A 23,933-nucleotide genomic window follows, 5' to 3' on the forward strand; every position below is an offset into this window, starting at 1 on the left:
TACCAGTGAGACAGTAATTAAAGCATACCGTTAGGTATGCTTTTTAATTTAAGCGGTTTAAAGGTCATTATGGAAAAGTTTATTAATCACATTCAACTCGGTTACTTAGGTTTACTGCCGTTTTTAGGCTGCGTTGGCTGGCCACTCATTGCTGGCAGTAATGCCGTCAACTTAGACTTTTTCACTTTTTATAGTATCGCCATTTTGGCGTTTATGGCTGGTAACTTATGGCATGCGGGCCAGCAAACCCATGCTGATGCCATTAAAGCGATTATTCCTATCTTACCGATTGGCTTTTTAAGTTTTTTGCCAACAACCTGGACTCTCGCTTGGCTCGCTGCAAGTTTTTGGTTAGTGCTGTTATTCGAAAAAAGCTCACCACAGTGGCAAACCTATCATATTGATTATCAAAAAATGCGTTTCGTTTTAACGTCTGTGGTGTTTGTATGCCATATTTTTGTAATTGGCATGAGTATCTATCCTGAGTAGCCCTTTTATCGCGATTGCGGTAACATCCGCGGCTCAGTTTTTTAAGGACTTGCTATGATAGATCAACTTCGCGCTAAACTAGATCACCTTGGCGAAAATTACGTCGAGAAGAATGCTCACTTCAAAGTGAAAGTGATCCCGTTTTTCTGTTCCATTCAAATAAAAAAAGACCATAAAAAACAAGGTGGCTTAACTTTTTATTCGAATCAACTGATTGAAATCTTCTTGGCAACACTATTTTTGTTGTTTGGCTTAATGCTGTTTGATGCCGATGCTGGATTGACCCACGGACCTATACATATAGCCTTTGCAGTGCTAATAAGCTTTAACTTGCTCATCAAGCAAATTGCCATCGAAGGACTCAAAACGCGCTTAGCGCTTTGCCCTGAAATAACCATCGAAGAACAGCCTGAACAAGGCAAATAAGCGTATGTTTTTAGACCCTAGTTGGCGCATCTTAACGGTGGGCGATGGTGACTTATCTTTTTCTTTGGCCTTAGCTCGCCATTTAAAACCCGCCATGCTGATTGCATCAACCTATGATGATGCAAATACCATAGAGCAAAAATACAGCGACAATGCGCTTAGTTCACTGCAACAGTTAAATATAACAACCTTAACTGAATTTGATGTCACTAAACCCGATGCATGGCAACGCTTAAGCGACGCTCGTTTCGATGTGGTTATTTTTCAATTTCCACTTATACCTGGGTTTAAAGGTGAAGCAGCATTTAAAGCAAATACCCAACAAGGCGGTATGAATGTTTTAAACCGAGCCTTGTTGCATCGCTACCTAGACTACGCAAGCCAGTTTGCATTAGATAAAAATGGCCCGATGTTGTGTTACATAACCTCTAAAGATGTAAAACCGTATCGTGAATGGAATATTGAAGGTAGCTTGAATCAAGGGCTAAACTGCCATTATCTTGGCCAAATGCCATTCGATATTAATTTATTCCCGGGCTATAAAGTCCGTAATGTTGACCGCGATAAACACGTTAAAGACACCAGCGGCATTACCTATGTATTTAGCGAAAAAACTGACAATGAAATTACTGCTAAGCTGACTTTACCCGCTTATTTAGGCGATAAACACTGTGCATTATGCCGCGTAGGCCCTTATATGGCACAGGAAGATGAAGACAAACATGTGTTAAGCAAAAAGCACAAACAAATGGAAAAATTTGAACAGGATTGGCAAGCATGGCTTGCACAAAATAACGAGGAGTAACCATGAACTTTGTCATTGTTGGTACCAATTTTATAAGCGACACATTACTGAGTGCAGCTAAACAGCTAGAAGCGTTTTCCTTATATGGCGTGTGCTCACGAGCGCAGCAAACTGGCGAGGCTTTTCTTGCTAAACACGACCTTGCAGATGCTAAAGTGTTCACCCACATTGAACAAGTATGCCAAGATCCATTGGTCGATGCCGTCTACATTGCTGCACCAAATAGCTTACACAAAGACTATGCTGTAATGTGTTTAAAAGCCGGTAAACATGTTTTAGGCGAAAAGCCTTCGGCTGCTAATAGCAAAGAACTTGAGGCTATCATTCAAGCGGCAAAAACGCATCAACGCTTATACATGGAAGCGATGATGACCACGCATTTACCAAACTTCGCTCGCTTAAAAAATGCCCTCACAAAAATTGGCACACCCCGCAAATACATTGGTCAATATAGTCAGTATTCATCACGTTACGATAAATATAAAAATGGCGAGCGCCCAAACACTTTCTTGCCAGAATTTGCTAACGGTGCATTAGTCGATTTAGGTATCTATCCGCTGTATATTTTACTCGCAATATGGGGCGCGCCTCAAAGTGTAAAAGCCAGTGGTGTGTTACTTGAAACCGGTGTGGATGGGGCCGGTGACGTATTATTAAATTACGCTGATAAGCAAGCGGTGATCAGCTACTCTAAAATCTCACAAGGCGATAACTTTACTGAAATCCAAGGTGAAAAAGGACGTATTCGTATCGAAGCAGTCTCTTTATTAAAGCGTATGCAATATATCGGTAACGATGGCACGGTTGAAGAGCTCTCTGAGCAATTTGATGAACACTTTATGCGCCATGAAGTAAGCCACTTTATTCAAGCAGCGAATGCAGGACAGATTGAGTCATCAGTTAATACTCATACACTGTCAAAACAAGTTATGGCGGTGCTTGATGAAGCGCGAGACCAGCTTGGGGTTGTGTATCCTGCAGACCAATAAATACATTATTCAAGGGCAGTTAACACTGCCCTCTTTCATTTTAGCCACTCAACATAAGCTTAAATAATTACCCGCAATTAAGTTTCTCATAACTTTTATTCAAATTAGATTTTTGTACTATGGTTAATAGTATTTACTTTCAATAAGAAGGGTAATACTTTGACTATTCGCTTTTTACTCAGAGCCGTTTTCGCAGCAACTATTACCCTTGCTGCTGGGCTACTTTTAATTATTCTTTTCTTGCAGTCAGGCCAAGATAAAAGTATGGACTCTGCTCAGCAACGCTATGAGCTCAGTCACCTTGCTAAACTTTCAGCTGCAAACTCAATTCACTTAACCGAACTTGCCCGTCAGCATGTTGTGACCTTAAACCCTCGCTATGCAGATGAGTACCACCAGCTTGTTGATCAAATTGAAGGCAAAGCAGCTTGGCTTAACGGCGAAAAGAAAAGTTTCGAACAACGCCTAAAAGCGTTTAATGTAGCCGCTGATGATTTAGCCCTGTTGCAAAAATCAAATGATTTATCGCTCAAACTGGTTGAAACAGAAGAACAAGCATTTAGTTTAGTGAGTGACTTGCTTGGTCGCGATACAAATAACTTAACTGCAAGCGAGCATAAAAAGTGGGTGCAAGCTATTACGCTTTTAACCAATGATGCATACATGACAGAAATTGAAAAAATTCAGCAACCTGTACAAGCATTTTTAAGTTCAATTGAGAAAAAAGTGCTGCAGAAGTTAAAAGCAATCACGACCGTGTGGTTACCTTAAGTTTAATTAGTACCGTTTTAGTCCTCACTATTATTGCTACCTTGATAGTGTGTTACTGGCAATTAGAGAAAAAGTAATTAAAGCAACCCATGCTTTAATTGATGAAGCTAAGCGTATTTCTGAAGGAGACTTGTCTCGTTATATTGACCACAAAGCCGATGACGAAATAGGCCAGCTTGCGAGCAGCTTTAATATTATGGTTGATAAACTGTCTCAGCTTCTTAAAGAAATTCATGACCAATCAGAGCAGGCCCAAGTAGCAGCAAAAAGCCTCGACGAAATTTCACAGCAAGCTAAAACGCTCAATGATATTCAAAGCCAAGCGATTGAGGTGATTTCAAGCTCAGTCTATGAAAACTCAACGGCCGTTAAAGAAGTCTCTCAGAACTGTGCTGCTGCAGCAAGCAGTGCTACCGCAGCCAATCAAAAAACCCAAGAAGGCCTTTATGTTGTAAAACAAGGGGTAAGCTCGGTTGAGTCTGTAGCTGATACATTAACCAAATCACTCACTGACCTTAACCAACTCGAGGCCTCAGTGAATGAAGTCACGGTTATTTTAAGTGTTATCAGTAATATTGCCGAACAAACTAATTTATTGGCACTCAATGCCGCAATCGAAGCTGCAAGAGCAGGTGAGCAAGGCCGAGGCTTTGCGGTTGTTGCCGACGAAGTGCGAACGCTGGCAAGCCGTACACAAAGCTCCACCCTTGAAATTCAAGATAAAATTGACTCATTACAATCGGCAACCAATGCAGTGACACAAAGGATCCGCTCTAGCGATAATCAAATTAAAGAGGCGGTGATCAATTCGGAAAAAGTGGGCCATATGCTCGATGAAATTAGCGTGCAAGCAAAAGCCATTTCTGAGGCCAATATGACCATTGCTTCTGCATCTGAACAGCAATCTCAAGTGACAGAAGAAATCGCCCAGCGCTTAAACGAAGTACAAGACACCAGCCGTAAATCACAGCAACAAACGCAAAGTATCTCATCTTCATCTAGTAAGCTGGCTAACTTGGCGAATAACTTAAACGGGCAAATTAACCGATTTAAATTAAGCTAGTCGCTGAGTAAACCAGCGACTAGCGATTAGTTTAAAATCGGTAAGTAACAGATGCACCGATTGTTTGTGGGTTCACAACTGCCACATAGCCTTGTGGGTAGCGACCACTGACAGGTTCCTGTGAGGTATACGCCTCTTCATCTAAGGCATTGTTGATAAAGGCACTTATCAACCATTGTTCAGTATCGTAAGTCATCGATAAACGCGTAATGGTGTAATCACCTGCAACGCGTTCTTCTGTATTTGTTAAGTCACCATAAAATTCATCAACATAATTGGCACTTAAATTCACTTTTAGACTATCGGTAAACCAATGCGACAGACCTAAACTTGCCGTTAACTCCGGTGCAGAGTTTAAATCATTGCCGACGGCATCAGGAAAGGCTGATGATTCATCAATTTTAGTTTTCAATAAACCAAAGCCACCATGTAACTGCCACTGTTCGCCCAGCATGCTGTAGGCTTCTACTTCTAAACCATAGCTATGAGCATCTTCAATATTAGTGATTTTACGCTCTGAGCTTAGCGCTTGATAACCGTTAAAGTTATTGTAAAACACATTAGCGCTGATATTTATGTCACCATTATTGATTACGTCTGCGTGAACCAATTTCATAAGTATTAACGGTTTCTTCATCGTAGTAGTAATAATCTTCAGCAGTAAAATCAAGTGCGCCGCCCCCGGCATTGTAACCACGACGAGCACTGGCAAATAACGTTGTTTCGTCGCTAATATCATATTGAATCGCGAGCTTTGGTAAACGCAGAGTGTGTGAATTATCAAGTTGCTCAACGAGCATATCACCACGAAATGCCATATTGAAATTACGTAATTGTTCTTCACGCTCAATGCGCAGACCCGCTGTTAACGTTAATTCGCGGCTTAAGTTAAAGCTTGTTTCACCATAAACTGCGGTCGATTTACTGCTATCGTCGCCGTAATAGTTGGTTGCACCGACACTTTCAAAGTCTTGGTCACGGTCAAAATAAGCAAGACCAACAAAGCCTGAGTAAAAATCACTGTCGATACCAAAGTTCAATTTGGTATCGACAGTGATGTTACTTTCATCCATTGATACGTCAGATTCTGCGCTTTCAAGTGGCTCGTATGCTTCAAAGCCCCATTTGTAATCCATGTAAGCAACTAAAACATCTAACGAAAAATCATCGTTAATTTTGTAATCAACATTCACTTGCGTGGTGTCAGATTCAGTATCCATAATACGTTGATATAGCGGCTCATAATCAAATGGCTCATCCGCTAAAAAGTACTTACGACCCGAGTTACCTTCTTCACTGTAAGTTGAATAAGTTAGCTGTACAGCAAGATCTTCGCTAGGTGTGTAAAGTAATTTAGCGCGTGTGCTACTGGTATTTAACTTGTTTAATTCACGAACAGTGGGGTTTGTTTCGTATACCGGCGGATTTGAAAATGTTTCGCCATCAACGTACTGAGTTGATAAACGAAATGCTAATACATCTTCAACTAACGCACCGGATACCACTGCGGCAGTATCTAGGTAGCTATCTTGGTTACGATAACCAACGCGCACAGCCCCTTCAAATTCTTGAGTAGGTGCTTTAGTTGTCATGTAAACAGCACCCGCAATACTATTACGACCATTACTGGTTGATTGCGGCCCTCGGTAAACTTCAATTTGTTCCACATCCCATAGACCCGTATCACCGGTTAAATCTGCAACAAACGGTTGGCTTACACCATCGATTAAGGTTGAAACACGGGCTTTGGAACCACCACTAAATGAGTTAAAACCCGTTGCACCACCATTACCTGACACGCCTCGCATATCTGGTACCGAGCCCGTTAACACAACGACGTTCGCCATTTCTGACAGCGCTTCAGATATAGAAGCAAGTTGACCGTCTTCTAGTAAAGACTTATCAACAACCGCCACTGACGACATGGTCTCTTTAAGTGACTTCTCTGTTTTTTCACCTGTAACAACAATGGTATCCATTGATTTTTGACTGCTTTGGTCGTCATCGGCCCATGCTGAGCCTTGTGTAACAAGTAATGATGCAAGCATAACTTTGGTGAGTGAATTAAGTTTAAATGCAGTAGCCAATGTCCTTTCCCCGTAAGAGATTATTAGAATTAAACAAATTGAATTTGATAAAAAAGCGCTAGGAAATTAACACAAGCTTAATGATATTGCAATTGAGTTTAGTTATCATTTACAATGAGATTTAACGTCAACTACAACTATAATCTTATGCTCATTTTTACCGTTACCCTGCTTGTCGTTTTTGCTGTCAGTACTGTGTACTGCACTAGAAAGCAGCAGCGATTCTTAAAAAAACCTATTAAAAAACAATGGCGATTACTTTCGATTGCGTTAATCGTTTGCGCATTAATACTTGCCTTTCAACAATACTCAGTCACAGCGGCCGTGTTCTATATCATTTTTAGTTTGATGCTAATGTTGATGCTGATCCCTTTTATTAGCCTGCTGAAAAGAAAAGGATAATTCATGACAAGCTCATCTAAACGCCAACCAACTTGGTTAGGGAAAACCCTAGCAGGTACATTTTTAGGGCTAGCACTCTCATTCGTTTTCGTTGCTTTTTTTGCTTGGTATGGCCCAGGAGGCATTGATGCTCGCGATAAAGTGCAATTTAACATGTGGATGATCACACCTGTTTGGCTAACCATTTTTAGTTTTAGTTATTTATTCAACTCAGCAAAGCAAGCGTGGCTTGTCCTTGGCAGCTTAACTGTGCTGCTTTATGGCGTGTTTTTTATGCTAAGGAGTGCATCATGAAAATCAGATCGGATATTCTTCGCACCTATCAAGGTGTACATACATGGACTGGCATAATTGCAGGTTTAGTGCTGTTTATTGGTTTTTATGCGGGCAGTTTGACCATGTTCAAACACGAAATACAGCAATGGGCAGCACCTATTCAAGCCCCTAAAATCACCAGCTCTAATTATGACTACCAAACGCTGGTAGATACGGCAATTAATGAGCGAGGCGAACAACTTGCTAAAGGCTTTAACCTTGATTTACATACCCTAGATGCTCCTCTTTCGTGGTATATCAAAGGCAATGCCCGAGGCATGGAGCTTGATAAACAACTCAACTTCGCACACCTAAATGCTGATGGCACTTTAAACGTCAGCGCACAAACCGAAAATGAACTTGCCGATTTAGTTGATTATTTACACCGTACAGCTGGTTTTATAGGCGAAATTGGTCATGACCAATCAGGGGTCTATATTCTTGGTATTGCCTGTATTTTGTATTTTTTAGCTTTGATCTCAGGAGTGATTATTTTACTGCCGACATTAGTTAAAACCTTTTTTGCACTGCGAAAAGAAAAAGGGCCTAGTCGATTCTGGCTCGATAGCCATAACCTTGTCGGTATAGCGAGTTTACCGTTTCATTTAGTCATTGCTTTTACCGTAGTAGTGTTTGCATTTCATGACTTTATTTATGGTGGTTTAGCACAATTTTATGATGGCAAGCCACTGTTTCAGCGCCCTACGCCTGCCGCGCAAAGTTTTCATATTGAGAACTTACCGCGAATTGATGAACAAGTACTCGCGGCGAAAAACTATGCCCCCGGCTATGAGCCAATCCATATTCGCTACAGTAATTTAAATTCAGCCTCACCTTCTGCGGTGTTTATGATGAGTAACAATAATGCGGTAGTACGCGGACCAGATACTGACTACTTATTTATGAATCCGTACACACTAGAAGTGGTTAACTCAAGCTACCCGCAAGGCGAGGGTGCAGTGTGGGGTAACATGGTTGCCAGTATTTTCTCACTCCATTTTGGCACCTATGGGGGAGACTGGGGTCGTTGGGGCTATTTCGTTATGGGGTTACTTGGCGCCTTCTTATTCTATTCAGGTAATTTACTGTGGATAGACAAACGCTTTAAAAAAGATGCTAATAAACGCAGTACCTTGTTTATGGCAAAACTTACCATTGGCGTTTGTTTAGGATCGATGATTGCCGTTGCCTTCACACTCGTTGCTGCCAAATGGCTACCTACATTTGTTAGCAATACAAACTACGCCACCCTATACAGTTACTACGCCGCTTTTTTTGCTTTTGTGATTTATAGCTTCTTAAAACCTGTAAAAAAGGCGACCATTGTTGGACTTTACTTGCTAGCAGGCCTATGTGCATTAATGGTGCTCTCAACCTTGCTAAAACTTGCTTTAAGTAACGTTAATTCGCTTTTTTACACAAGCTATTGGGTTGATATTGTCGCTGCTATTTTTGCCGCTTTATTCTTTAACATGGCCAAACGCCAGCAGCAAAAACAGGCCACGCAAACCATCATGCCGGCCTTTCAACAAGCAAGCCAAATTTAAGCATTTTGAGCATGGGTATCAAAGCAATTTGATACCCGCAATTTTGCTTTATCGAAAATCCGTGTCTGTTTAACGAAAAACATTTCTTATCCCACAAAACATCAGTAAAATCGCCGCAAACTTAAGGTATTAACTTTCATAAGGACAGTGATGCAGCGCACCATCCCACCGTTTTTTATTGCTGTTATTTGCGTGCTTCTTGCGATGGTCACCATTCAATCTGGTGCCTCCGTTGCTAAGCAATTATTCCCTTTAATTGGCCCTGAAGGCACAACCGCACTGCGCTTGGGTTTTTCTGCTGCTATTTTGTGTCTTGTGTTTAGGCCATGGCGCGCATTTCCGCCTGTGGGACAGCGCATGCCTATTATCATCTATGGCCTAAGTTTGGGTGGTATGAATATCCTGTTTTATTACGCGATTGAGCGCATCCCGTTAGGGATAGGTGTTGCGCTGGAGTTTACAGGCCCTCTTGCGGTTGCTCTGCTTTCGTCACGTAAAAAACGCGACCTATTTTGGGTAGCCTGCGCCATTGCTGGCATAATTTTATTATTACCCGATATGAAAGGCGAAGACAGCCTCGACCCTGTAGGTGTTATTTTAGCCCTTGCGGCGGGTGCCTGTTGGGCGTTTTATATTTTGTTTGGCAAAAAAACCGGAAATCAAGGCTCAGGCGGGATGACCGTTGCTATGGGTATGAGCGTTGCCGCGATTGTACTTGTGCCTTATGGCGGCGTTTCACAAGGCACTGCACTATTAAGTTGGGAAGTGTTACCGCTGGGTCTATTAGTTGCCATTATGTCTAGCGCACTACCCTATACCTTAGAAATGGTGGCACTACGTAATATGCCTGCGCAAGGGTTCAGCATTATGATGAGCCTAGAGCCAGCCATTGCAGCATTAGCTGGCTTTATAATCCTAGGTGAGTTTTTAAGCGTGTGGCAATGGTTAGCTATTTTACTAGTGATAACCGCGTCCGTTGGCAGCTCGATGTCGAGTAATAATAAATAAAATTATCTAGGCGCCTCAGGGCGCCTTTTTCATACCCAATTAGTAAACTCGCCTTTTCATATACACAGAACTCTTTGACATAATTAGTTACATTTATTTGTATTAACATATCACTTTTGCGATGAATGGTGATGATAATTATTATCAGTTGTGATAACTTACCTGCCGATTGTTTCCTTATTAAAAACAATAACCCTATAAAATTTGCTAAATAACACGCGGAGATAAAAATGAAATTCACTCAGTTGCCTGTTGCAACCGCTATTCTTTGTGCCTTGAATCCTCAAATCAGTTTTGCAGAACAAACGACTGACGTAGAGGCTAATCTCGAAAAAATCGAAATTGTTGGTATTCGACAAAACCGTATTAGTGAAGGCGCGACAGGTTTAGCACTAGAAATTGATGAAACGCCGCAATCAATCAGTGTGATCTCTGCTGAGCAATTAAAAAATTATTCCGCTTTTAACATTAATGATGCTTTGCGCTTAGCGCCAGGTATCAATGTTGAAGAATGGGAAACGAACCGTACCAACTACACATCACGTGGTTTTGAAATTAAGAATACGCAAATCGATGGGGTTGGCTTACCGAATAACTGGGGTATCGTTACCGGCGCAATGGAAGCATACGGGTACGAAAAAATTGAAGTTATTCGTGGTGCCAATGGCTTACTCACTGGTGTAGGTAATGCATCGGGTACGCTTAACTATGTACGCAAACGTCCTAAAAACGAAAACGGCGGCGAAATCGGTGTCTCTGTTGGCTCATGGGATTTTAAACGTTTACAAGCTGACTACTCACTATTATTAACCGAATCAGGTAGTTGGGCTGCTCGTTTTGTGGCTGCCGCAGAAGATAAAGAATCATATCTGGATGGTCTTGAGAACAATCGCGAGTTTTTCTCTGCGGTGGTAGATGGTCAGCTTACAGATAACTCAACGGTTACTATCGGTTACTCATATCAAGACGCAGATACCGATGGCAATACTTGGGGCGGCCTTGTTTATAACTACACAGATGGTACGCAAGCTAAATGGGATGTCAGCGACACAACCACCCAAGAGTGGACAATGTGGGACACCATTAACACCTCTGCATTTGTTGAGTACAACTATGTTTTTGCAAACGCATGGCAGCTTCAAGCGAGCTACAACTTCCGTGGTTTTGAAGAGCAAGACAAACTATTTTATGCCAGCGGCAGCATTGATAAAGACACCAATCTTGGCCTAAGTGGTTGGCCGGGTCGTTACGACAGTGAAGTAGATGCTGATTTATTTGAAATCAAAGTATTTGGTGCCTTTGAATTGTTTGGTAAAGAGCACCAAGCAAGCTTTGGGGTAAGCCACGCTAAAAGTGATGATGTGATGTATCAACACCCGTTTGATTTTGCAAATACACCGGCGTATGGACCAACTCCTGCTTTCCCGTACGATTTAGATGCGATCCCAGAACCTGATTGGTTAACGCCGGTTCTGTATTCAGATATTGAACAAAAGCTAACTCGTTACTTCGGCTCTGCTCAGTTAAATATTACTGATAAACTATTTACCGTAGTTGGTTTTAACGCTATTGAATTTGAACGCTCAGGCATGAATGCCGGTGCATCTATCGATAATGACGAAAGCGAGACAAGCCCATATGTCGGTTTTACCTATAAGTTAAACGACGATTTAAACTTATATGCCAGTTACTCAGATATTTATCAGCCGCAAGAGCAAGCTGATTACAACGGCCAATACTTAGCACCGACTAAAGGCACCAACTTTGAAACCGGTGTTAAGGCTTCTTGGTTTGATAATGCCCTAATGACAACATTTGCCTATTTTACTGCTGAACAAGATAACTTTGCGCAATACGCAGGCCTCACTGAAGATGGTATTTATTACTATGAAGGCGTGTCTATTGAGTCAGAAGGCTATGAATTTGAAATCACAGGTAAAATCACCGACGCTATGAATATCGTCGCATCTTATACACATATTGATGTTACAGATGAAAATGGTGATGATACCAATAAATGGGCACCTCGCGATGTTGTTGGTGTAACAGTGGATTATGCACTAACAGATGCTGTGGTTGTGGGTTTAAATGGCCGTTGGCAATCTAAAATCGAAAGCACTGATTACAATGTTAAGCAAGGTAGTTACGCCCTGCTAAACGCCTTCGCTCGTTGGAATATTAATGACCAAGTTGCAGTACAAGCTAACGTTAATAATATTACTGATGAGCAGTATATCAACAGCTTACAAACCGTGGGTTATTACGGCGCGCCAACAAACGGAAGCCTAACTCTGACCTATAAGTTCTAAACGCTGTTTAGAAAAAAGTGTCGCCCGTTTGGGCGACACACATCTATTAATTAGGGCAATTACCTAATTCATAATACCCAGCACTAGTTTGCGCTAAGGTACTGGTATAAAAAGTGTTATAAAGACCTAGGTTATCACCTGAACCCACCGCATAGGCGTAAGAGCCATTCGTGGTTGCGCGATTTGCTTGCACATGCGCATAGTTGCTTGAGGTGGTTTCAGTGCATTGGTAATCACCATTCGGTGTTGAGTCACACGCATCACCCACACCATCTGCATCACTATCCAGTTGATCACTATTGGCCACCAGCGGGCAGTTATCTAGGCTATCACTGACACCATCGCTGTCAGAGTCACTCGTTTCACCATCAGGAGTGCTGTCACACACATTACCAACCCCGTCATTATCGTTATCGGCTTGATCAGCATTCGCTACATTCGGGCAATTATCTGCGCCGTCGAGCACACCGTCGTTGTCTGCGTCATTAGTCGGTTCTGTGGTGGTTTTACATGCCTGTAATGGCCCTGCACAACTTGAGTCATCATCAGCAATCCACTGACATTGATTTGTGCCCGCTGAATATTCGCGCATAGTAAATGCTGCGGTTCCAAACGCTAAATAACAGGCAGAATAACCTTCGCCCCAGCTAATGTGGCCTTCGTTGATATGAAGATTGTAATCGCCTGTTACGCCAGCATCGATAACAAAACTAATGCTATCTGTTGATGTAAGCGCAGTATCATCAGTTGCGGTGATCACTGCGGTATTATTGCCACCAGCCAGATTGCATTGCTCAGCGAAGTACGCAAGCCCATTCACTGTAGCCGTCACATCACCATTGCTAAAGCTTACCACTACAGTGCCTAAGTTTTGATTATCATCAATCACCGTGCCGGTTACTGTAGCGCACTGCCCGTTTACACTTGCCGAAGTATCACTCAGTAGCGGTGCTGTAGCCGCAGGCTCTGGCCCAACGCGTACCGTAAGATTAGCTTCATCACCTTGTTTCGCTTCATTATCTGTGGCACTGACACGCACTTCATAAAGTCCATCGCTGAGTACACTTGTCACCCCGCTAAAGCTATTATTCGCATCGACTTGCACGTTGAGTGACTCAATTAAGCTTGCCGCGCCACCAGCTAGGCTATACACGTTAATATCAATATTCGTTACACTGCCTTCTGGGTCGATTGCACTGCCAGTAATGGTAAGCTGGTTATTACTGTCTATGGCAGTTAAATTACTAATTTCAGGGCCTGCATTACGATCAACTCGTTTATTATTCGCCGCAAAGTACTCACCGAGATAGGTTGCAAAATTAATACTGTTTGCCGCCACATAATCGCCAGACGCACCTTGCCCGCCCGACCACGAGTGATCCAAATTATTAAACCACAGCATAGCAACCCGATTGTCTTGCCAAAGAGACTGCTCAGCGGTACGCGTTGCATCATCACTTATTGTCGTCGTGCCTGAAAGTTGATTAACCCCATAAAGGGCAGCAAAACCATCTGCATTTTGCTGGTTATAACAGGTATTGACTGTGGTATCGGCAGTACCGTGACCAATCACCGCTATTTGTGTGGCAAAATGATCTTTATAACTGCCGGCATAGCTTTCACAGCGGGAAACAAAGGTGTTTTCAGACACTGTTTCACAAGTCGAAATTGCCCCACTTGAACTTGTGCCGATGGTCGGCCCGGCGCTGGGTGCAACCCCGGCAAACACATCAGGCGCTACACAAGCCGTTTGTGCAGCCATTGCGGCTCCAGATGATAAACCTGCAATATAAACTTGTTTGGGATCAATATTACGCGCTGCATCACCACTTAATGCATTGGCTAAATTAATCAAGTTCTTATAATCGCCAGAGCTTCTATTGATTGCTCCTTGCCAATATGACCAGCAGCTATAACCTGCTTTATTCATAGCATCAGGAACGGCTATTACCATGCCATGGGCTTCGGCTGCATCTTCAAGATTCGCAGTTAAGTAGTTATTAATGGGTTGTACGCAGCCATGTAATACCAGCATCAAAGAATGGCCATTGCCTATGCTTGATTGCGTATCAGGAGTGTAAATATGAACATTATTAAAACCGCCAATGCTGACATTTTGCTGCCAACTCCCTGCAAAACTTGGCTGTGAGAAAATAGCAGCACAGAGCACTGCGAGTGGAGTAAACGACGCTGATTTTCGTTTACATAATTGTGTTACTTTTTGCATATATCGCCTTTATAGTCGTTATCATTGTTGTCTGTCAGTTGATGACTAACCCAATGTAGTAGAACTATTTAAAAAGCGAACTATAACTATAGTGCTACACTACCAATAAATTCCAATCCCAAATAACCACCTTTAATTGATGCACTTAAGTGGATTAAAACAAAAAAGCGCTGCAGATTTCTGCAGCGCTTTTACTAAAACGAATGAGTCTTTATAAATTAGTATATCGTTAGCTTGATATTGTTTATTCCTCTTTCTGCCACAGGTCGACCTTGTGGGCCAAGGTGATGTGCAGCGTGGAACTTAGACCCTATTGCACTAATTCTGTGTAAGAAGCTAATTTCTTCATCATACTTAAGTGTTAATGTATTATCAGGACGCTCACCATCATCTGGCTGCATAACTCGCGCATATAGATCTGGAGTTGCAGTAGAGAAAGTGATTTCACTTTGCTCTGAGCTTAATGTAAGCCACTGAATATCTGAGAAGTACCCTTTAAACTCTGGTAATTCCCAGCGCTCGCCAGCAACCCCTTCATTATAATCATTTTCCCAAACAGAGTAGTTTACGCCCTCTAAGCGGTTAGCCCATACACGGTAAGGGCCATCACCTAACCAACGTTTATGCTCAATTGCTTTTTTCGGATAATTAAAACCAACACCATGAAGGATGTATTCACCGTCAAGCCAATAATCAACATCCATTGATAAATGACCCTCTGGGTGAACAGTCCACGTTAGCTTAGTGATGCCTGCTGGCGGGTTCATCACTTCAATCACTAAATCATTAGCAATAATTTCAGACTTTAATTCTGTCGGTTTTTTATCTTGTTGCGCTTCTTTCTCAGCATTTGGATCATGAGTTAGCCATGAACCAATACCATTATAAACCCCTTTATTTAGTGAGTTATCAGAACGAAGTAGCTTAGGACCATTTGTCAACGCCGCAGTTTGACCTTGCTTACTGTATGACTTTAATAGACCTGTCGTTGCATCAAAAATAATTGTTCTATCAGCAGCCTTAACCGCTAACTCAGATTCGTTTTGACTAACAATTTGAGCTGGTTTAGTTGCTGGTGCCTGATTTTCAAATTGCTCTTGAGTTAATCTTGCAAGTTTAGCTGTACTTTGGATAGGCCAAGCATCTGTCCAAATTGAATTCTGCTGCTGGTCAAAAAATTCAACCTCTAACCAACCATTTTGCTGCCAATTGTCAGGTAAGTTCAATTGTACTGTTCCTGTCGAGTCTGGATTAATTGCAGGTAGTGTGGCTTTATTGCTCGCCACAAGCTGATTTTTATCAGAAAACGCAGTCACTGGCTGATATAAACGCCATTCGAGCGACATAGTTGATAGATCAACAAAGTCATACAAGTTTTTAACTTGCAACTGACCGTCAAAAGAACCAGCAAGTAACTGGCCATTCTTTAAGTTTTCAACTTGGATTGGTGACCAAATCTCTTTAATTGTAAAAAAGCTCGCTTCTTTTTCGCCATAAGGTCCAACAATACCATCTGGCGCATGGTTAAAGTCGGTATCAACACGACCATTTTGATCTGTACGCTCAACACCTTCATCAGCAAACACCCATAAGAAACCACCGGCACCAACAGGAGTTGACATCATGAAGTCCCAAAAATCTCTCAAACCAGCACCATGGCCACCATCATACAAGCCATGTAAGAACTCGGTTGGGAAAAACACTTCATTACGGGCTTTTTTAGCTACTAGTTCAGAGTAAGTTGGGTAATGATCAGTATCGATATTACGGAACAACTCCCAAGGATGAAGAATTGGACGGTTTTGAATGTCATAAAGGTGATAATCATCATCAACATCGGTATTAAAACCGCCTTCATTACCGTTCGCCCAGAATAAAATACTTGGGTGTGCTTGGTCGCGTTTAACAAGCTGTGCAACTAAGCGTCTCGCTGATGGCGTATCAATAACTGGCTTTTGCCATGTGCCTAACTCATTAATAACATAAATACCAAGACGGTCTGCCGCTTCTAAAAAGTGCACATCGGGTGGGTAATGCGACATTCTAACAGCATTCATGTTCATGCTTTTCATCGTCTTAATGTCATCGATGCTGGCTTGTTTAGTCATAGTACGTCCAGTTGCTGGACGGAAGCTGTGACGGTTAACCCCTTTAAGGATAATTTTTTCGCCATTTAAATATAAGCCGTCATGTGGGCGTAATTCAAAAGTTCTAAAGCCAAAGGTTTTATCGAAACTATGTAGAGTTTTAGAGCCTTCTTTTAAATCAATACGTACTTGATATAAATTAGGCGTCTCGGCGCTCCAAAGCTCAGGAGAGTCAACACTAGTGGCTAAGTGCACTTTGTTACCATTAAGTGTGGCATTAAACGTTTCACTTACAGGGTTGCCATCTAAATCTAAAATTTGTGCTTCAACAGTAGAAGCATTTGATTTATCAAGTCCTTCAAGATAAACATCCATTTTAAATTCACCAGACGCTTTTGCATCTAATGAAACCCAATCAATATGAGATTGTGGCAAAGATTGCAAAAAGACTTGACGATAGATACCACCGAACACCCAATAGTCTGCTGCGCGTTCTGCTGCTTCAATACTTTTGTTAGCCGAAACTTTATCTACCACAACCTTTAGCTCATTAGCTTCACCACTTTTTAAAAATGGCGTTATGTCATAGCTGAATCGATAAAAACCACCTTGGTGGGTTGGCCCCACTTGTTGTTGGTTCACAAACACAGTGGCATCTGTCATCACACCATCAAAAACAATTTCAATTTTGCGACCAGACCAATCAGCAGGTAGGGTAAAATCACGACGATAAATACCTTGTTCGCTATGTTTATCTGGGATGTAGCCGTAATCATAGTTACCGAAGCCTTGTTGCTCCCAGTTAGAAGGAACATCTATTTTGCTCCATTGACCACAGTTTTGCCCTTCACTACAGTAAAAGTCCCATTTCACCGCATCATCACTGCCAGTCCCACTTAACATCATTATGTCTGTTTTAGCGTCATCATTAGGCTGAATGTCAACACTTTGCTGACTATTACAGGCTACAACCAAGAAGCTCAAGCAAGCGATAAACGCATTTCTTAATATACTGGTTTCAAACCATGCTGGTTTGCTTATTAACCTTAGCTTTTTTTCAAGCCGGCCAAAATAATCCTTCCTCATATGTGTTCCTCTAACTGTTGAAATTATAATGTTTTTAGAAAATTTTTAGTCTACACAAGCTAATATTACCATTAAGTATATACATATCATAATATAATTGCCACCGGTAGCATTTTGAGGTTTCATCCACCTTGTTCGCGTGTTTTACTCATCATATTTGACGCTAAAAAACGACCTACTGCATTAATTTTAATAAATAAATTAACAATAAAGTTATTTGTTTTTTGTCTTGCACCAAAAAGAAATCAAACCTTGCACTACAACTGAACCCTCTCTTTATGAAGCATAAAAATAATACGAATTGCTAAGTAACTACATTCTCATGCTCTTTTTTCGAAATTCCACCGAAAAAATAAACACCTGATAAAAAACAACTTATTTTAGAAAATAAGCAGAAACATGTAACAAAATATTAAAAAGAATATAATAATACTTAAACATCTAAATTTTCTGTGTTATAAAATTTAGGAGCGTGGTTAGGGGGATGAAGACAACACAACAAGCCTGGCATGCTTACTTGCGGTGTAACTATTTGGCTAAAAATGCCACCGGTGGCAAAAATGCAGGAAAAATACACTTAATAAAAAAACATACGATATCAGCACCTTGTCGAACATTAGAGGTTTTTCTAATGATGCTGATTTAACACTGAATCAAATAACTTCTGTTATTGATTCGCATTAAAATAATTTTGGAGGTTATTTTAAATGTTTAAGAAAACGACATTAGCCAGCACAATTTGTATGGCCCTTTTTGGGCAATGTGTTTATGCAGCAGATGAGGCTGCAGAGCAAACACAAAACGCTCAAGCAAATGACAACAATGATTCCCTTGAAATAATTGAAGTTGTTGGGATCCGAAGCAGCTTAAATAAAGCCGTTAATATCAAGCGCCAATCAATTCAGGTTGTTGATGCGATTGTTGCCGAAGATATTGGTAAGTTTCCTGATAATAACCTTGTTGAGGCTCTGCAACGTGTAACAGGTGTACAGGTAACAGACCGCGCATCGGGTGAAGTAAATACTGTTACAATCCGTGGCTTAACCGATGTTACAACAACAATTAATGGCCGAGAAATGTTCACCGCAGCAGGGCGTCAACTTGCTGTTGCAGACATACCTGCGGCACTTCTTGAAAGTGTAGAAGTCTACAAAACACGAAATGCCAGCCAATTAGCGAGCGGTATTGCGGGTCAGCTTAATGTTCGCACCCAACGTCCATTTAATTTTGAAGGCTCAAAGGTTGTGGTCAATGCCCGTGGCGTTTATCAAGACCAGTCTGAAGAAACCGATCCTATCGTAAGTGTGCTTGCCAGCAATCGCTGGGAGTCATCTGTTGGTGATGTAGGCGCATTAATTAACCTTTCATTTGCTAGCACCAGCTACCGAGATGAAAATAGTGCACCAGGTGGTTTCGTACCATTTAGAGCTGATAACTTAAATCGTATTTACCCATGGCCAACTGGCCTTGAGCACGGTATGGACAGAACGCCAGGGGCAACCATGTATGACCCTGCAACTGACAGTGAGGTTGAGTACTATCTAAGTCGTGACGCATTAAACCAGTCAGATCTAACTGGTAAACGTGAACGCCCAGCAGTAAACCTGTCATTTCAATGGGCACCAAATGATACATCAGAGTATATTTTCGAAGCATTTTACAATGGCTACCGCAACGAAAGTAATAACCACCTACTATTCTCATACGCAGATTCTTCACGGGTAGAAACGGTGACTCAACCTGTCTTGTTTGAAGGCACAAATGTCATCAAATCTCGTGCTTGGGGTGACTCAGGTGCATTTACCAGCGGCGACTTTTCTAAAAGCCAAACTGATAGCTACATGTTTGCATTAGGTGGTAAATGGGCGCTATCTGAAGATGCAACACTAAAATCTGAGCTAGTCTATCAAACAAGTAAATATGAACGTGAGTTTGTTGCTATGCAGGCAAATACTCGTTTTCCATTTGTCATGGCAGACTTCAATCATGAAGACGGCATCATGGCATGGACTGTTTACGATGAAGAGTTTGGTACTCCACTTGATTTAACCGATCCAAGCTTATGGACCACCAGTACCATGTTCGACAACGGCGGTGAAGATAATGGTGATGGCTTAACATTCACGCTTGACCTCGACTTCTATGTTGACTGGGGTATCTTTACAAAAGCTAAAGCAGGTGTTCGTTATGATAAACGTACAGCTGATAGCAGCAGTCGCGATTCTAATCGATTTAACCCTATTCCATTAGCATCTCTAGGCTCAGATGCGCACTACGTAAATAGTGATTTCTTTGATGGGAAAAGTGACTTGCCGAGATCATGGGTTGCCTTTAATGCAAAAAACTTATGGCAAAACCGTGCAGAGTATCGTGATACGTTTAATTTCTACGATAGCGCCGATGGCGAGCGTCGAATGACGCTACAAAAGAACTTCGATATCGACCAAACTTCATGGGCTGCATATGTGCAAAGCCAATTTGAAACACAACTTTTTGGTAATCGATTAGACGGTGATATTGGTCTTCGCTATACCTACGCAGGCGCTGACATGGACTTTTACCACTGGGATGGAGAAGTTGGTGGCATAGTACAGAGTACTGGCCGAAATAGTAGCGCAAAGTTCTTACCTAATTTAACGCTACGCTATCATTTAAGCGATGATTTAATTACTCGTTTTGCTTATACGCAAACTTTACGCCGCCCAGAGTTTGGCCAATTAAATAGTTTTATTAATTTACGTCCAGACACTACAAATGTTGGCTACGGCAACGCAAGCGGTGGTAATCAAAGTCTACGCCCAGTTGAATCTACGAACTATGACTTCTCACTAGAATACTACTTTAATGAAGGTAGCTCAGCGTATGCGACCTACTTCTACAGAGATATTGAAGGATTTGTTTTTGATTCATTACGCCAAGCTCAATTTCCAAACCCAGAAACAGGTGAGATGGAAGATTATATACTTTCTCAACCTGGCAACACCTCCAATGGTGTTCTGAAAGGCGTTGAAGTTGGCTTAGTTTACTTCCCTGAATCTGTTCCACAGTGGTTAGATGGCATTGGCCTTCAAGCAAGTGGTACCTTCTTAGATTCGGATCAAGACATTCCAATCTTTAGCAACGAAGGTGAGTTAACAGGATACACAAACAGAAGCGTATTTGGTGTTTCAGATACCTCTTACAGCGGTGTATTAATTTATGAACGAGAAAATTTCAGCACTCGCCTCTCTTACGTTTGGCGTGACTCATTCTTAAACCGTTATGGCTCAGGTCGTTTCGCTCATCCACGAGGAGTGTATCGTAGACCAGAACAAAGTTTAGACTTCCAAGTAAGTTACGATGTCACTGAAGACTTAGTTGTGACATTTGATGCAACAAACCTAACAGATGAGGTTTATCGTCAATACTACGAGTTACCAACTGTTCTAAACGACTCAGCGTCTATTTATAGCCGTACATTCGGCTTAGGATTCCGCTATAGCTTCTAACTAAGTTTAGCAAAACCAAGGAAGGTTTATTTGATTTCCCCATCAAGTTAGAAAATAAAGCACTGTACCTTCAGGGTCGGTGCTTTTTTCATTTTAGATAGACTAGATTTATCTCCGCGCAACAACATTGCCACCGGTGGCAATGTTTGCTAAAGTTGATTGCATAAATAACAGTCTTAGGCCATTAAAAAACAACTAACGTGCCTAAGTTACTCACTGCTAATTAAGTTTAGTCATTACATATTTAAATTTTGCCACCGCTGGCAACGCAAGATTTTGAGGAACCTTATGTCAATTAAATCACAGCCGCTTTCACTTCACCCTGATAGGCTATTTTCGAGTGACCCGGCAATTGTTAGTGTTGCCCGAGAGCTTTATGAAGAAATAAAAGATCTTCCAATAGTCAGCCCACATGGCCATACAGACCCAAAGTGGTTTAATAAAAACCCTAACTTTGGTAATGCCACTGAACTCTTTATAAAACCAGATCACTATGTATTTAGAATGCTTTACAGCCAAGGTATTGAGCTAACCGAGCTTGGTATTCCTGAGCATGGTATCGATGGTGATTTAACACGATCAAACAATGCAGATCCCAAAAAAGCTTGGCAGATTTTTGCAGATAACTATTATCTATTTGCAGGCACACCAAGTGGCTACTGGTTAGATGCCGTTTTTTGTGATGTATTTGGTTTTAAAGAAAAACTTAACTCTGAAAACGCACAACAATACTACGATAAAATCACCGCTGAACTTGCAACAGATACTTATAAACCACAAGCATTAATGGACCGCTTTAATATAGAGCTCATAGCAACAACTGAAGGTGCATTAGATTCACTTGAACATCATAAAGAGATGGCTGAAACGGCCATGGCCAAACGAGTTATAACCACATTTAGGCCTGATGATGTTGTAGATGCGAGCCGAGAAGACTTTACTGACAACCTCGCTAAGCTTGGTGAGTTAACAGATCAAGATACCAGTACTTGGCAAGGTTATTTAGAAGCAGTTCGCATTCGTCGCGCTTACTTTAAAAAAGAAGGTCGAGCAACTGCAACCGACCATGGTCACCCAAGTGCGATTACGGCTGATCTATCATTATCTGAATGTGAAGCATTATTTAAAAAATGCCGCACAGGTAACGCAACAGAACAAGAGCAAGAGCTATTTCGTGGCCAAATGCTAACGGAGCTGGCAGGGATGAGTATTGAAGATGGCCTTGTGATGCAAATTCATCCTGGTGCACATCGTAATCATAACCAGCCAATTTTCAATCAATTTGGACGTGATAAAGGCGCAGATATTCCAAGCCAAACCGAGTATGTTAATGCGCTTAAGCCTCTTTTAAGTAAATATGGTAATCATCCAAAGTTAAAAATCATTTTATTTACCCTAGATGAAACGACTTACAGTCGTGAGCTGGCACCGCTTGCTGGTCACTACCCTAGTTTAAAACTAGGCCCGGCATGGTGGTTCCATGATAGCCCTGCAGGTATGCTGCGTTTTCGTCAGCAAACAACTGAAACCGCAGGTTTCTATAATACGGTCGGTTTTAATGATGACACGCGAGCTTTCCTATCGATTCCAGCAAGGCATGATGTAGCACGTCGAGTTGATTGCCGCTACTTAGCAGAGCTTGTTACAAATCATCAAATAACGATTGAAACAGCCCATGAGCTTGCTTATCAACTGACTTATGGGTTGGTTAAAAAAGCGTATAACTTATAAAAATCGAGCACGGCATTACTGACATAATGTCGTGCTTACTCAGGAACTCGAGATGTTGATTCGCGTGTCACCAAGTGCGGCGTTACTGTTTTTGGCATTGGTAGTTTGTCTTGATTACCTCGAGAGCGATTAATCAACTTTTGTACTGCTAAGCATGCCATATTAAATACCGGCCGGCGTATTGTTGTCAGCGATGGAATGATCCGAGATGCAAGAATATTGTCATCGAACCCCGCGACCGATAACTGTTCTGGCACTTTAATGCCTTGGTTGTTAGCCACACGAAGCACTGCTGCGGCCATCTCATCATTATTAGCAACGATTGCTGTTGGCCTAGGTTGTTTGTTTAACAACTCCCTAGCGCACTCTAAACCACTGTCGTAACTATTCTTGCCTTCAACAATATATTCTGAGGGTAAATTTACATCATAAACCTGCAATTCAGCTAAAAAGCCAGCTAAACGTTCTATTGATGAACGATAATTTTGTGGGCCAGAAATAAAGCCAATGTCCTGATGGCCTAATTCAACTAAATGGGCAGCCATATCACGCATTGCTGCGCGCTCGTCAGATACAACAATATTATCAGCGTCATCCAAATCAACTGATGCAAGCCTTACGTAAGGACAATCAACATCTCTTAAAGCTGCTGCAAGCTCTTTGTTTTCTGATACCGGAGGCAAGATAATGACGCCATCTAATTTTGAACGAGCAATAAAGCGTAAGCAGTCATCAACAAAGTCTTCGCGTTTTGCAGAACCAGGATGTACCACTAGCTCGTAGCCTAATTCAGCACAGACACTCAATGCACCTCGTTGCACTTCATCAATATAGAGTGCATCAGGGTTATCATAAATTAGCCCTAACAAATACGAACGGCTTGAGGCTAACCCCTGGCTTGCTTATCTGGCGAGAAGCCTGTTTGCTTTATTATCTCAAGCACTTTTTCACGTGTTGCTTCACCTACCGCAGGTGAGCTATTTATTACACGCGAAACGGTACGTTTTGATACCCCCGATAAGCGGGCAATATCATTAATTGTCACTGACATAGAAGATTCCGAAATAACTAACTCAGCTATAGTAGCACCAAGCTTTTATCCA

At 41.7% G+C, this 23,933-nt stretch carries 14 protein-coding genes and 2 pseudogenes; 12 read left to right on the plus strand and 4 right to left on the minus strand.

The window, feature by feature from the left end:
* The first annotated feature begins 69 nt into the window (after positions 1-69).
* The 6 genes from P4S60_RS19815 to P4S60_RS19840 all read left to right on the plus strand — a co-directional run bounded on the left by P4S60_RS19815 (position 70) and on the right by P4S60_RS19840 (position 4,543).
* On the plus strand, positions 70-489 hold the full coding sequence (locus P4S60_RS19815) for a DUF3429 domain-containing protein (RefSeq protein WP_063701195.1): 420 nt from the start codon (positions 70-72) through the stop codon (positions 487-489).
* Positions 490-543: 54 nt separating this feature from the next.
* Positions 544-915, plus strand: coding sequence for a hypothetical protein (locus tag P4S60_RS19820; RefSeq protein WP_188728942.1), 372 nt, complete (start codon positions 544-546; stop codon positions 913-915).
* Between the two features lie 4 nt (positions 916-919).
* Positions 920-1,720, plus strand: coding sequence for a class I SAM-dependent methyltransferase (locus P4S60_RS19825; protein ID WP_337117214.1), 801 nt, complete (start codon positions 920-922; stop codon positions 1,718-1,720).
* A 2-nt stretch (positions 1,721-1,722) separates the two neighbouring features.
* Positions 1,723-2,709 (plus strand): Gfo/Idh/MocA family protein, encoded by a 987-nt coding sequence (locus P4S60_RS19830; protein WP_337117215.1) that lies wholly within the window; start codon positions 1,723-1,725, stop codon positions 2,707-2,709.
* Between the two features lie 159 nt (positions 2,710-2,868).
* A complete protein-coding gene (locus tag P4S60_RS19835; protein ID WP_337117216.1) occupies positions 2,869-3,480 on the plus strand; it encodes a hypothetical protein in 612 nt (203 codons plus the stop codon).
* Positions 3,481-3,529: 49 nt separating this feature from the next.
* Entirely contained in the window at positions 3,530-4,543 is a 1,014-nt protein-coding gene (locus P4S60_RS19840) for a methyl-accepting chemotaxis protein (RefSeq protein ID WP_337117217.1), read from the plus strand.
* A 31-nt stretch (positions 4,544-4,574) separates the two neighbouring features.
* Here P4S60_RS19840 and P4S60_RS19850 read toward each other — a convergent pair.
* Positions 4,575-6,591 (minus strand): annotated as a pseudogene (locus tag P4S60_RS19850) (TonB-dependent receptor).
* 444 nt (positions 6,592-7,035) lie between these two features.
* Here P4S60_RS19850 and P4S60_RS19855 point away from each other — a divergent pair.
* From P4S60_RS19855 to P4S60_RS19870, 4 genes are all read left to right on the plus strand, one after another.
* Positions 7,036-7,326 (plus strand): hypothetical protein, encoded by a 291-nt coding sequence (locus P4S60_RS19855; RefSeq protein ID WP_337117220.1) that lies wholly within the window; start codon positions 7,036-7,038, stop codon positions 7,324-7,326.
* Complete coding sequence (locus P4S60_RS19860; protein ID WP_337117221.1) at positions 7,323-8,894, plus strand: PepSY-associated TM helix domain-containing protein; 1,572 nt, start codon at positions 7,323-7,325, stop codon at positions 8,892-8,894. Before P4S60_RS19855 ends, P4S60_RS19860 begins: the two co-directional genes overlap by 4 nt.
* Before the next feature lie 150 nt (positions 8,895-9,044).
* Complete coding sequence (locus P4S60_RS19865) at positions 9,045-9,902, plus strand: DMT family transporter (RefSeq protein WP_337117222.1); 858 nt, start codon at positions 9,045-9,047, stop codon at positions 9,900-9,902.
* Positions 9,903-10,132: 230 nt separating this feature from the next.
* The gene (locus P4S60_RS19870; RefSeq protein ID WP_337117223.1) at positions 10,133-12,211 is read left to right on the plus strand and encodes a TonB-dependent siderophore receptor; all 2,079 of its coding nucleotides are present in this window, start codon (positions 10,133-10,135) and stop codon (positions 12,209-12,211) included.
* 46 nt (positions 12,212-12,257) lie between these two features.
* Here P4S60_RS19870 and P4S60_RS19875 read toward each other — a convergent pair whose 3' ends face one another.
* Both P4S60_RS19875 and P4S60_RS19880 read right to left on the minus strand, forming a co-directional pair.
* On the minus strand, positions 12,258-14,438 hold the full coding sequence (locus P4S60_RS19875; protein WP_337117224.1) for an extracellular catalytic domain type 1 short-chain-length polyhydroxyalkanoate depolymerase: 2,181 nt from the start codon (positions 14,436-14,438) through the stop codon (positions 12,258-12,260).
* A gap of 218 nt (positions 14,439-14,656) precedes the next feature.
* Complete coding sequence (locus P4S60_RS19880; protein WP_337117225.1) at positions 14,657-17,611, minus strand: glycoside hydrolase family 2 protein; 2,955 nt, start codon at positions 17,609-17,611, stop codon at positions 14,657-14,659.
* 707 nt (positions 17,612-18,318) lie between these two features.
* Here P4S60_RS19880 and P4S60_RS19885 point away from each other — a divergent pair.
* Together P4S60_RS19885 and uxaC are read left to right on the plus strand one after the other, a co-directional pair.
* Complete coding sequence (locus tag P4S60_RS19885; protein ID WP_300358634.1) at positions 18,319-21,099, plus strand: TonB-dependent receptor; 2,781 nt, start codon at positions 18,319-18,321, stop codon at positions 21,097-21,099.
* A 288-nt stretch (positions 21,100-21,387) separates the two neighbouring features.
* Complete coding sequence (gene uxaC, locus P4S60_RS19890) at positions 21,388-22,830, plus strand: glucuronate isomerase (RefSeq protein WP_337117226.1); 1,443 nt, start codon at positions 21,388-21,390, stop codon at positions 22,828-22,830.
* 35 nt (positions 22,831-22,865) lie between these two features.
* Here the strand turns inward: uxaC and P4S60_RS19895 are convergent.
* Positions 22,866-23,881 (minus strand): annotated as a pseudogene (locus P4S60_RS19895) (LacI family DNA-binding transcriptional regulator).
* Positions 23,882-23,933 lie beyond the last annotated feature (52 nt).

Source organism: Pseudoalteromonas sp. Hal040 (assembly GCF_037162425.1).
In the GTDB taxonomy this organism is placed as follows: domain Bacteria; phylum Pseudomonadota; class Gammaproteobacteria; order Enterobacterales; family Alteromonadaceae; genus Pseudoalteromonas; species Pseudoalteromonas gelatinilytica.

What these genes read in the sequence shown, in the direction of transcription:
- P4S60_RS19830 (WP_337117215.1), top strand. Translation starts at nt 1,723, where the DNA reads ATGAACTTTGTCATTGTTGGTACCAATTTTATAAGCGACACATTACTG.
- P4S60_RS19880 (WP_337117225.1), bottom strand. Translation starts at nt 17,611, where the DNA reads ATGAGGAAGGATTATTTTGGCCGGCTTGAAAAAAAGCTAAGGTTAATA.
- uxaC (WP_337117226.1), top strand. Translation starts at nt 21,388, where the DNA reads ATGTCAATTAAATCACAGCCGCTTTCACTTCACCCTGATAGGCTATTT.
- P4S60_RS19875 (WP_337117224.1), bottom strand. Translation starts at nt 14,438, where the DNA reads ATGCAAAAAGTAACACAATTATGTAAACGAAAATCAGCGTCGTTTACT.
- P4S60_RS19885 (WP_300358634.1), top strand. Translation starts at nt 18,319, where the DNA reads ATGTTTAAGAAAACGACATTAGCCAGCACAATTTGTATGGCCCTTTTT.
- P4S60_RS19860 (WP_337117221.1), top strand. Translation starts at nt 7,323, where the DNA reads ATGAAAATCAGATCGGATATTCTTCGCACCTATCAAGGTGTACATACA.
- P4S60_RS19855 (WP_337117220.1), top strand. Translation starts at nt 7,036, where the DNA reads ATGACAAGCTCATCTAAACGCCAACCAACTTGGTTAGGGAAAACCCTA.
- P4S60_RS19865 (WP_337117222.1), top strand. Translation starts at nt 9,045, where the DNA reads ATGCAGCGCACCATCCCACCGTTTTTTATTGCTGTTATTTGCGTGCTT.
- P4S60_RS19870 (WP_337117223.1), top strand. Translation starts at nt 10,133, where the DNA reads ATGAAATTCACTCAGTTGCCTGTTGCAACCGCTATTCTTTGTGCCTTG.
- P4S60_RS19825 (WP_337117214.1), top strand. Translation starts at nt 920, where the DNA reads ATGTTTTTAGACCCTAGTTGGCGCATCTTAACGGTGGGCGATGGTGAC.
- P4S60_RS19815 (WP_063701195.1), top strand. Translation starts at nt 70, where the DNA reads ATGGAAAAGTTTATTAATCACATTCAACTCGGTTACTTAGGTTTACTG.
- P4S60_RS19820 (WP_188728942.1), top strand. Translation starts at nt 544, where the DNA reads ATGATAGATCAACTTCGCGCTAAACTAGATCACCTTGGCGAAAATTAC.